Here is a 12,298-nt window from a genome sequence, read left to right on the forward strand (position 1 = left end):
CCACCATCTGGATGGTCGCGGCATTGAGCGACTGCGACGCGACGACGCTGCCGAGCTGGCTGGTGATCTTGAGCAGGCCGTTCTCGTTGGTGACGATGCCGTCGAAATAAATGTCGGGCTTGCGCGTCAGCTGGTTGCCGTTGCCGTCGACGCCGAGCCCGGTGCTGGGATCGACGCGGTTATAGGTGGCCGAGATGTCGATGATCGGCGTCGCGCTCGGCGTGGCGGTGAAGGTCACGTTGGAATGCGAGTCCGGGTCGACATGGTCGATCTGGCGATAGGTGATGTTTCCACCGGTCACATTGGTGACCGTGAGGTTCGCGAAATCCATGAAGTCGAGACCGCGGTTCTCGACCCTGATCGTCGGCGAACTCTGCGCGGTCACCGATGGCGCCGTGTGACCGGAGAGGCTGTTTCCCGTCAGCTTCTGCGCGAGGATCGAGACATTGCCGGCGGACACCAGGATGTCGCCGAACGCGAAGGCGTTGCCAGGGGCGTCGGACGTATAGGGCGCCTGCTGGATCAGCGCGTTGATCTGGCGCTGCACGTCGCCGGTCGGATCGGCGCCGGACGGCGCCATCGTGGCGGGATGTGCGGACGTCGACGTCGAGAGCTGGGTCCGGATCTGCGTCGCGGTCAGGCCCGTCAGCGTGGCCAGCTGGTTGACGATGTTGTCATAGGGATTGAAGCCGCCGACGATGGTGTACTGGATCGTCTGGTGGTTCCAGCTCTTCACCGGGCTGAAATGATCGACGTCGGCGACGTATTCGAGCGTGGGCGGCGACGACAGATTGGGCTTGAGCGGCGAGTAAGGACTCGTCGTGCTCAGCGTCGGCGCACTTGCACCGAGATCGATCGTGATGGTCACGTCGTTGTTGATGCCCGCCACCACCAGGCCGTTGAGCGCGACATCGCCCGTTCCGCTGGTATGGCTGTGGTTGTCGCTGTTCTTGGCGCTGAAGATGTCCAGATACGGATTGTAGTTGCTGCCGTTGCCGGACGCGGTGACCTGCCCTTGCGTTGCGCCAAGGTAGATGTCACGTACGCCGAGCACACGCGAGCTGTCGGCAAGCGTGAGGCTTGAGTCGTTCGCGGCATTGGCCGTGCCGCGATACAGCGTGGAGATCGGAATGGCAGTGTTGTTGTAGACTACCGTCGTCGCAGTCGCCTGCACGCTGCTGAAGGTGATGGTATCGCCGGACATGCCGGCATAGATGTTGATGTCGCGCCAGGCCTCGATTGTCGTGCTGCTGCCGACGTTGACGGCCTGGTTGGCATGGACCCAGCTGTTGGTGCTGGCGCCGACGCCGGCGATCGCGCCGTAGAGACTGGCATTGGCGTAGTTCGACGCCGACATCGTCGCGGCCGTGCCGACGAAGATCTTGCCGACGCTGAACAATTCGCGGGCATTGATATTGACCGCGAGTGTGGCGTTCGCCGTCATGTTGGACTCTGCGCCACCGCCGGCGAAGAAGCTGGCCGTGGCCAGGCTCGCCGTGTCGGTCGTGCTCAGTGTGTTGTAGGCCTCGATATCGATTACCCCGGTCGCCGTCCGCGGATCGCCGTTGAGGCTCAGGATCGTTCCGGCGCCGATATTGGTGGTGACGTACTGGGTCACATGAGAGTCGCTCAGCGCTGCAGCACCCGAGAACGAGCCGCCGGAGCCCGAGCGCGCGCCTCCGCCGGCCTGGTTGACGTTGTCTTTGGAGATGACGACGATGTTGCCGCCATCCGTGTTGATGATCAGGTGCGTGCCGATCTCGGCCGTGGTGGTCGAGGTGACATCATTCTGCGCCTTACCGGCAGAGACTCCGGCCGTGGACGCCTGATAGGCATCGCCGCTGGCCGCATAATTGGTGGTGTGCGTGGCCTTGACGCTGAGGCCGCCGAAATAGAGCGTGTCATCCGTCGCACCGCCGTCGAACCGCGCATTGGTCACGGCGGTCGAGCTGGTCGTAGCAACCGCCGCAGCGCCGGCATAGGTGCCGCCCGCGCCGACCGTCGCGTTGGAAACATTGGCGTCCGTGCCGGTGGCGGTGATCCGGAGGATGCCGATGTAGTCGGTGTGGTTCAGATGGGTCGCGTCCATGTCGGCCGGCGCACCCAGATAGGCATAGGTGTGCGCGCTCGACGACGTCTGCGCGACGGTGGCGCCGAGCGCCAGGAAGCCGGTCGAAAGGCCGGTCCCCTCGGCATATTGGGCGCTGTCGTTTTCAGCCGCGATGGTGACGTTGGCGTTGGGCAGCCGGATCCCCGTCCCGCCATACGCGTTCACCGTCGCGTTCTCGGACGCCTGGGCCAGGCTGCCCTGAGCGCCGATCAGCGAGCCGCCGCCACCGGCGAGCGCCTTGGCCCACGTCGTCGTGCCGTCGGTCGGAACCAATGCCATCGCGGTCACCGCGAGCGCACCGCCCGAGAAGCTGACGTTGTCGCCGACATCGGCCGTCACCGTGGCGCCGACCGTGGACCTGGCGATGGCGACGCCGACGGCGGCGCCGCCAACGGAAACGCCGATCGCCTCGCTCGACAGATCGGGCGTGATCGACGCCGATACCAGCGTGCCGACGCCGGTTGCGGACGTCGTGATCGAGGCACTGCTGCCGATCTCCGCCAGCACGGATGAGTTCTCGTGGGCCTCCGCATCCGCACCAACGCCCGCGACGATGCCGCCGCCGAGCGCGGTGGCCGTCGTCGTCAACGTGCCGGCGCCGCTTGCGCCAACTGCCAGAGTCGCGACGTTGACGGTGGAGCCGTCCAGAACCCGTGCTGCGACCGAGCTCGTTCGGCTTGCCGTTGCGACCGACGCGCCGACGGCCACGGCACCGCCCGTGACACCGCCGGTGAAAACCACCTGAGTCGTCGAATCCATCGCCATGACGGCGACGCCATTGCCGGTGCCACTCGCGCCGGTGATCTGGCCGCCGAGCAGCGCCACCACGGAGTTGCTGACATTGCCGATCGCGACAGCCGCATCGGCGCCGAAGTAAAGCGCCGCACCGCCGGCGATCGCCTCGGTATCGATGGTCTTGCCGGCATAAGGTCCAGTGGTCGCGTCCTTGACGACCGCCGCAACGGTGACAATCGGTGCCGAAACGGCCAAAGGCGTGTCTGCCGCCACCAGCGCGCCGGAGCCGTTGCGTCCGTAGTCGCTCAGATTGGCGAGCACGGTGCTGTTGACGCTGGTGTAGCCAATGCCGGCCCCGATGCCGACATTCTTCGCAAAGCCGGCGCCGAGAAGATACATCTTGGCGGCATTGGCGCTTGTGGCACTTACATTGACCTGCGTGCCCGTGACGTTACCGCCCGCGATCTGCGCGACGACGGCGTCATTGCCGCCGCTCAGCACGCTGCTGACGTCGTAGGTCGAGCTGACGTTGGCGCTGTTCGGATTGCCGGCCGTGCCGCTGGCGACCGCGTTGCTGCCATGCGCGTTGTTGGTGCCGTTGTTCACGGACGCGATGGTGCCGTTGTTGCCCTGATTGAGCTGGCCGGACTGCTGGCCCTGGGTGTCGGCATCGGCGGTGTTGGTGCCGATGATGATGACGCCGACGGTCGCGCCGATGCCGACGCTGCCGCCGATACCGGCGGTCACCGCGTAGGACAGCACCTCCTTGGTGCTGAGCGCGCTGACATTGATCGCACCGGAAGAGTTCAGATTGCTGTTCCAGCTCTCGGCAACGGTCCGGCTCTTGAACACGATGACGTTGGCGGCGGCGCCGACGCCGACACCTGCCCCGCTCGCGCCGACCGCGAGCGCACCTGCGATCTCCTTGATCGCGACGTCCTCGGTCGCGTTGATGGTGACCGCGCCAGCCGCACCGCCGGTTACCGATTGCAGCGTGGTGTCGTAGACGCCGGCGATGGTGGTGTTGTTGGCGATCTCGATGTTGGCCATGCCGGCGATCGCCGCCGTGCCGGTCGAGAGCGCGCCGCCGATCGCATAGGCCTCGAAGCGGTTCTTGGTGTTGGCCTCGACGTCGAGCGCGCCGCTCAGATTGAGCGCGGTCGTGTGCGCCGCGCCATTGCCCTGATAGCGGAATTCGTCGCCGACATAGGCCTCGGTCCGGTTCGAGGAGACCTGGACCAGGAACGCCGCGCCGATCGCGGCCTGGCTGCCGTAGGCGCCGGAGCCGTTCGCGGAGAAGATGCCGGTGTTGTTGGTGGCGTTCACCGTCAGCGACGAGGCCGTCAGCGCGCCGCCGTCGACATAGGCTTCCGTTGTCGCCTGGAAGACGTTCAGCCCGACCGAGCCGGTGTTGAACCCGATCGCGATCGAGGATGCATCCTGCTCAGCATTGGCCTTCACGGTGACGGCGCCGACCGTCGCGCTCGACGACTGCACGCCGCCGACCGTGGCGTTGGTGATGTAGGCGAACGTACCGCGCTGCATCGTGGTGCTGATGATGGTGGCGCCGCCGCCGCCGTTGCCGGTCGGAGCCACGATGCCGGCACCGAACGCGCCGGAATAGGAGAAGCTGGACGCAGCGACCTCGATCTGCGGCTTCAGCGTCGACGAGGCCAGGCGCGTGTCGATGGCAGCGCTGTCGATATAGGCGCTGGTCACCCCGCTCATCACGTTGGTGATCGGGTTGATCATGATGGAGATGCCGCTGCTCGCGGCGAGCGACGCGACGTTGGTCACGACCGCCTGATGCGAACTCGCGACGACGGCAAGGCCGCGCACGGTGTCCTGGTTCTCGGTAAGGTCGGGGGTGGTGTCAGTCGGCGCATGCGCGGTGCCGAGATCGAAGGCATGCACCAGCGAGCCGTTGTTGACCGACAGCGTATCGGTGCTGCTGGTCCCGAGCGCGTCGACCTTGGTATTCGCGCCGCTGATATAGGCCGCGGTGGTCCCGGTGATCTGGTTGGTGACCAGCGAGCCCGCGCCGCCGGCCGCGCCCTTGCTGATCGACACGGCGCCGGCGAACACGCCTGCCTTGTCGTTATTGCCGGCGATCACGGAGACGTTGTTGGTGGCGGTGACGTCGGCGCCATTGATGCCGTTGGTACCGGCCGCGGTGATGCTGGCGGTGACGTTGGTCCCCATCAGATTGGTGGCGACCGAGCCGGCCAGCCCGACCTGCGAGGACAGCGCGATTCCGACGGCGACCGTCGAGATGCTGGCGTTCGAGTTCGCACCGACCGCGACGTTGCCCGATGCGGTCAGCTTGGACCCGGTGACGCCGGCGCTGACATTGTTGGCGATGCTGCTGTAGACCAGCGCCAGGCCCGCGGCGCTGCCTTGCGTCGAGGCGCCGGCGACGGCGGCGGTTCCGGTGATGCTGGAATTGTCGGTCGCAGCGACGGAAATGTTCTTGGCCGTGACGCTCGATTGCAACGCGCTGGACTGGCCGTTGCCGATGGCCGCCGAAACGGTATTGGAGATGCTGCTGATCGTGGTGCCGCCGACGCCCGCAAACTGTCCGGTCGCAAGACCAAAGCCGATGGTGACCGACTGGATCTTGGAGGAGTCGACCGCACTCACGCTGACATTGCCGTTGCTGCCGGYCGTCATCAGGACGTTGGCGATATAGGCCGAATGCGTTGTTGCGATCGTGTCGTAGACGATCGAGGCGCCGACATTGTTCTTGCCGGCCTGGATGAGGCCCGCAACGGAGACGATGCTGGCCCCCGGACCGTTACCCGTGCCGTCGTTGAGCGCAGCCGCGCTGAAGTCGATGCAGTTCTGCCCGCCCGTGCCGCCGGCGACCGTGCAGGTGTCCGTGGCGAGATGATTGTTGTTCGACTTCTTGACGAGGTTGCCGAGCGCGGTGTCCAGCGCCGACACCGCGCCGCTGTCCGCCAGCACCGTCACGCGTCCAACGTTGATGTTCACCGTTGCGCCGCTGTTGATGTAGGCGGTCGTGGTGGGCGAGATCTCGCTGACGACGATCGCGCCGGCGAGCCCGTTGGACCCCGCCCCGCCCGAGGCCGTGCCGGCCGCGATCACGCTGGCGCTGTCGGCCAGCACCAGCAGAGTGTCGTAGTTCGAGATCGAGGTGCTGCGGATATGCGCGTCGGTCGCATTCCCGCCGGTGGGATCGGCAATCGAGGCATAGGTCAGCCCGATGCCGACGCCGGCCTGGCCGCCCGTTATATAGAGCGAGCCGCCGCCGATCGCGATGTTCGTCGTCTGGTAGGCGTCGACCTCGAGCGCGCGGTTGACGCCGGTGGCCTGCCCCGTGATCGTCGAGCTCTCGATATAGGCATTGGCGCTGTCGGTCACGATGCCGACGGAAGCCGACAGCGACGCCGCGTTGGATTTCGATCCCGCCACGCCGATGGCGACGACGGTCTCCGAGCCGCCATTGAGCGCCTGCACCGTCACCGAACTCTGGTTGTTCATGGTGGTGCCGTAGATATAGGCGAGCGTCGCGTTGTTCGACATCGCCGCCGCGATCGCGCCGCCGATCGCAGCCCCTTGGGCGGACCCACCGGCCAGATTGAGCGCCCCGGAGCCGGAACCATTGTTGAGCATGGTGTCGTTGAGCGCCTGAACGATCGTATTGGTCAGAACGGCGCTGGTCGTGGTGTACTTGTTGACCGTCGTGTTCTTGATATAGGCGCTGGTGCCGAGCGAGACGTCGGTCACCGACGAGCTGCCGGCGAGATCGAGGCTGAAGCCGCTAGTGCTCGATCCCGAAGTCGAACCGATCTTGCTCGCGGCCGTCGTCACGCCTGCGGTGCCCCCGGTCGAGGCCGCACCGGCGGCGCCCGCCTTGTCGGAGAAGCTCGACGACGCCGGGTCGGAGACGGCTGCCGCGACGGCGGCCGCCGTGATGCGTCCCGAAGTGGTCGCGCTGAGTGTCAGATTGTCGACATTGACCGCCCCGCTTCCGCCGCTGGTGCCGGCGAACGGATCGTTGGAGCTGAACACGCCGGGCCGGATGTCGGAATGGTTGTCGCCGATATAGGCGGAGGTGTCGGTATTTGCGCCGAGATAGGCGACCGACAAGCCGACCGCCGAACCGCCGCTCCCGTTATAGCTCATCGCGCCGGACAGCGTCACGACCGACAGATCCTGCTGCGCCAGGATGCCGACGGTCGGTGCATAGACCGTGGCCTGGCTCGAGATCGACGCATGCGTCGTGTTGTTCAGGAAACCGAGCGAAGTGATGCCATTCAGCGCCAGCGTGCCGGCAGCCTTGCCCGACGACGGTGCGACAGCGACGAACCGGTCGGAAGTGATCGCGTCGACGGCGATGTCGTCCGCCGCACGCAGCGTCGCGCGGTCCGAAACGCCGGCGATGGTATTGGTGTTGAACTGGACGAGATTGAGCGCGCCGCCGACGGAGGAGCCGCCCGAGGTGTTGCCGAACAGGAAGCCGAGCGTGCCGACATTGCCGGCGGCGTCGATCGACGCCGTGGTCGTGGTGGCCGCGATTTGGATGCTGGCGTTGTAGGTATGGACGTCGCCATTGTCCATCCCGACCGACCAGCCGGTGCCACTGCCGCAGGCCGCGGTCGCGCAGGTCGCCGTCAGGCTCGCGCTGCCGGCCACCCACGCCGTCGTGTTGTTGTTCACGACGAAATGATTCAGCGAACCGGCGATGCCGATCGTGTCGCCGGCGTCCGCGGTGGCATTGGCGTAGCTGGTCAGGATGTTGCCGCCGACGCCGAGATTGCCGTTGAGGTGGCTCAGCACCGCACCCAGTCCATCCCACTTCAGCCAGGAATTGGTGATCGGCAGTTCGGTGGTGGCATCGACGGCGATGTTCGCTGCGTTGATCAGCGTGCCATTGCCGACATAGGCGTTCGAATTATGCGTGAAATTGCCCCAGGCGACGGCCGCGCTGATCGCGGTGCTCTCGCCGGACACCGGATCCTTCGTGATCGCGCTCGACGTCGCATTGCTGCGAACGCCGCGATCGATGACATTGCTGGCAACGGCAACGTTGCCGCTGGCATAGATGCTCGGCGCGCCGCCGCTCGGATTCTGCGCGATCGCAGCGGTCGCGCTCTGGGTGCTGTTGGCCAGCGACAGCGCGCCTGCGACCTTGAAATCGAAGCTCAACGGCATCAGCGAGCCCATATGGTCCCTGATGATCGACGTCGGCGAGGTGACGGCGCGCAGTCCTCGTTCGATCGCCGCGATCAGCGCCGGCAGGCCGGCGATGGACGAAGCCATCGTGGAATTTAGCGTGGTGTCGGACGTCGCTTCGACCAGAACGGATCCGTTCATCCGCGTGTTGACATCGGTTCCGAGCGATGCGCCGAGCGTTGCGGTCGCGGACGTTGTGATGTCGCTGATGGCGAACGCGCCGCCGACAGCACCGCTCGCCCCCGTTCCGGGCGCCGCAACCGACGTTGCGCTGGTCGAGAACGAGTTGTTGTTGATCGCGCGCACCTTCAGGGTGCTGCCGCTCGTGTTCACCGTGCCGGCAGCAAGATGCGCGCCGGTCGCGACGTTGGCGGTCGTCGTCACCGATCCCGTGGAATAGGCCACCGTCGGGACGATTTGCGCGCTGGTCGACGCCGCGAGGGCCGCGATGGCGATGGTCGCATCGTTGAGCGCCTTGATCTCGAGGTTGCCGCCGGCGTTGACCGTCGCGCCCGAGGCCACGTTGGTCGTGGCAGTGCCGTCGATCTTGCCGACGACCACACCGGCCGCGACCGGCGTGAGGCTGCCGAGCAAAGTGGAGGCGACCGCCGGATCCGACGCGGTCTCCGTGGCATGCGCGGAAATGGTGACATCGCCGTGGCCGTTGATGTCGGCATGGCTGTTGATGTTGATGGTCGCCGTGGCGCTTGCCGCGACATAGCCGCCATTGAGCCCGAGCAGCGAGGCGGCCAGCGTCGAGCCGACAAGCGCGAAATCACCGGCCACAGACCCGTTCAGGAAGCTCGACACGGCTGTCGAGGTTGCGGTGATCGAGACGATGCCGCCGGTGATCTTGCCGTCGACCGTGATCGCCGTCTCGGCGGTGGCCTGGCCGGACAGCTTGATGTCGCTCGCCGTTGCGGTCAGCGTGACATTGCCGTCGGAATAGGTGGTCCCTCCGAAGTTGACCGCCTGGGCCAGGATCTGCGCACCATTCTTGATGTCGATGTTCGGCGCGTCGATGGTGATGTGGTTGGCATTGCCCGTCGAATGACCATTGACGTCGAGATGGCGGGTATCGACCACTGCGTGTGCCGCCAAGGTGATCGAATTGCTCGCCTGGATCAGGTAGGTGGCGCTGGAGCCACCGGTGATTCCACTGATGGTATTCGCGATCGAGGTGTTCGACAGCGTCACGCCGGTGTCGCCCTGGCTCGCATCACCGACCACCACGTCGGTCGGGTCCATCAGCAGCGTGCCGGCCTTGCCGTTCGGCGCGGCAAGGTTAATGCTGACACCATTGCCGACATCGATGATACCGTTCGCGCTGAACTCGACCAGGCCGGCATTGCCGGTCTTCGCGCTGGCGTCGAACTTGGCGCCGCCCTTCACGGTCAGGTTCTCGGCGGCCTTGAGGCGGATGTCGCCGGCGTCGCCCGTCTTGCTGGCGGCGCTGAGCCTGGCGTTCTTGCCGACATCGATATTATTGCCGGCCTGCACCGTGATGTTGCTCGGCGTCGCGGTCTGGCTGCGCGCGGTCAGGCGTCCGTTGATCCTGGCATTGTTGACCGCACCGATATGGATCGAGCCGTTGCTGACAGTGATGGCGCTGGCACTGCGCAGCCCCTTGGAGTTGACGGAGGCCGCGAATTTCGCGGCGTGATCGAGATTGGCGATGTCGCGCTGGCTGGCGCCGCCGACATAGACGTTCTGGCCGGTCAGCCGCACACCGTCCTGGGCGTTGACGCGGCCGTAGATGCGGATGTTGCCATCTCGCGAGACCGGGAACGAGCCCGCCATGAGGTTGCCGACGGCCGACTGGTTGATCGCCCCGCCCGCGCCGATCAGGCTGTCGGTGAACTCGCGCGTCGGTGTCGAGACGTTGAGGCTGCCGACGTTGACCGTACCGGAACGACCGACCACAAAACCCTTGGGGTCGGCGAAATAGACATTACCGCCGATCGCGCCGTTCATGTAGGAGTTCAGCGTGCCGTTGACGTAGACCGGCGCGTCGCGAACGATGTTGACGAGGTTTCGCGTGCCGGTCGGCAGTTGCAGATTGACGGTGTTGCCTTGGCMTACGCTGAATTGCGAGAACGAGTTGAAGGCGTTGTTGCCCGAGACGGTCGACGTCGTGACGTTGGTGACGCTGCCGGAGGTTTGCAGGGACGTGCCCGTGCGGCCGTCCGGCGTGATCACGTTCGCCGTCTGGGCCTGAAGGCGGACGCTGAACACCGGCAGGAAGACCATCTGCATCGCGCAGAGCAGTGACATCGAACGGAAGCGCGCAAGCCCCCGCAGCGTCAGCTCGTCATTATTTCGCGTCGCAGATGGTCCGCGCATTTCAGATCCTCGTCATCGGCATTGGCGCCGATCCACAACCGGGTGGGAGAATGTCGTGACGTCGACCGGCATCAGAACTGGCCGGGCGGCAGCTTGAAGATGTCGGGGCTCTTGGCGTCGGCCACGTAGAACAGCAAGAGGCTGGTGGGCGTCAGCACACGCTGGTTGTTCTCCTTGTTCTCGAACGTGCCCTGCAGCAGCAGGATCACCGAGCGATCCTTGGCATCGCTGCCGCGGAACATCACGATGCCGCCGGCAACCGGCATGTTGACCGCGATGGAATCGGGCTTGAAGCCTTCGCCCATGAAATGTGCGCGCAGGATGTTGGCGTTGGAGAACAGCTTCTCCGCCGTCATCGCCGTATCGGTGCCCTTCGACCAGACCGCACCGACCTGGATCAACGACTTCGATTTGTAGCCGAACACGTAGGAGAGCTCGGCGGTCCCGCCGTTCGGCAAGAGCTCCGGAGCGGAGAGCAACAGGCTGTGCGTCAATTCGGACGCGTTGTCCTGCGCCCTGATCGCGTCCGGCTTGGCGTTGAAATCCTTGGTCATCGCCGCGCGCACGTCGGCCTCGCTCATGCCGAACTTGGCGGAGCGGAAGCCGTCGATCGCCTTGATCTTGTCTTCCGAGCCGGCGCTCGGCGCTTCGGTCGCAGCGGTGGCGGGCGCTGCGGCGGCAGGGGCAGCACCGGCCGCGGTGGCGGCCTTCGGTGCCTGAGCAGCCTTCTGCTTCGGCACGGCGCCCTGAGCCACCAATGGACCCGCTGCAACAGAGGTGAAGAGGCCCACGAGGGCCGGGACAAGATAGATTCTGCGCATCGCAAACCTTCGAAACAACCTGAAACAACGACTCAAAAATCGGCAGTCACGAAATCGGCTTCCCCGAACCGCCGCCGCAACCGGGACGGAAAATGTTGCGATGCCACAAGGCGTTACGAAACATCACGGAGCAGACAAGGCTCGAAACAGCGACTCCTCAGCGGCGTAGGAATACGGTATCGAACTGCCGAAGGCTGCGAATGAACATTCACAAGCGCATTTTTTCATCAATTGTCGTCGCCAGGCTTTCGCGATATGCACACGGCCAGGGACAATTTTTGCGAAACATTTCATGATTGAGCGGTCCGCTCCTGCCCGCGTTGTGCCGGCGGTCGCCCGCCGCGATTTCCTTCGCCTGGCCGGCACAACTGCCGCGGGCTTCCTTGCGCTCGGCGCAACGCCGGATCGCATGCGCATCGTCGCCTCGCTGACCAGTCTGTCGCTCGACGACGAGTTAACCAGAAGAAACATATCTGACGGCAACGTGACCTCTCGCCTCGGTGGGCTCATCGCAGGCTTGAAGCAGCGGGGCTGGGTTGAAGGCGTCAATTATCGCTTCGAGCTTCGTTCGACATTCGGGGGACCGGACAAGATGAAGACCGCGGTGCAGGAGCTGATCGAGCTCAAGCCGGACGTCATCCTGACCGGCTCGACGGTCGAAACCGCGGCCGTCATGGCCGCCACCAAGACGATACCGATCGTCTTCGCGACGGCAAACGACCCTGTCGGCAACGGCTTCGTCGAGAGCCTCGCGCATCCCGGCGGCAACGTCACCGGCTTCACCAGCAGCACCGCCGAGATGGGCGGCAAATGGCTACAGCTCATCCGCGAGGCCGTGCCTGACATCGCGCGCGTGGGTGTCCTGTACAATCCGGCGACAACGCCCCGCGGCGGGCGCTTCTACCTCGAGTCCGTCGAGCAGGAAGCTTCGGCAGCAGGCGTGGGCGTGGTGCTCGCCCCCGTCGGCGCGCCGGCGGACATCGAGGGGGCAATCAGCCGCTTTGCCGGGCCGCCGAGGGCGGCGATGATCGCGCTCGTCGACAGCTTTCTGGTGATCAACCGGCAGGCGATCATCGCGGCGACAGCGAAACAT

The 12,298-nt window shown here is 65.4% G+C and carries 3 protein-coding genes; 1 reads left to right on the top strand and 2 read right to left on the bottom strand.

Features of this window, described 5'->3' with window-relative positions; translation table 11 throughout:
• A partial coding sequence (locus ACXJL8_RS19280; RefSeq protein WP_456685416.1) for a leukotoxin LktA family filamentous adhesin occupies positions 1 to 10,384 on the bottom strand: 10,384 nt, incomplete at its 3' end.
• A gap of 71 nt (positions 10,385 to 10,455) precedes the next feature.
• A complete protein-coding gene (locus ACXJL8_RS19285) occupies positions 10,456 to 11,205 on the bottom strand; it encodes a hypothetical protein (protein WP_456617784.1) in 750 nt (249 codons plus the stop codon).
• 292 nt (positions 11,206 to 11,497) lie between these two features.
• Here ACXJL8_RS19285 and ACXJL8_RS19290 point away from each other — a divergent pair.
• Positions 11,498 to 12,298 (top strand): ABC transporter substrate-binding protein (locus tag ACXJL8_RS19290; RefSeq protein ID WP_456685417.1); only part of this gene is annotated, 801 nt, incomplete at its 3' end.

This window comes from Bradyrhizobium sp. P5_C11_2 (genome assembly GCF_054049755.1).

What these genes read in the sequence shown, in the direction of transcription:
- ACXJL8_RS19285 (WP_456617784.1), bottom strand. Translation starts at nt 11,205, where the DNA reads ATGCGCAGAATCTATCTTGTCCCGGCCCTCGTGGGCCTCTTCACCTCT.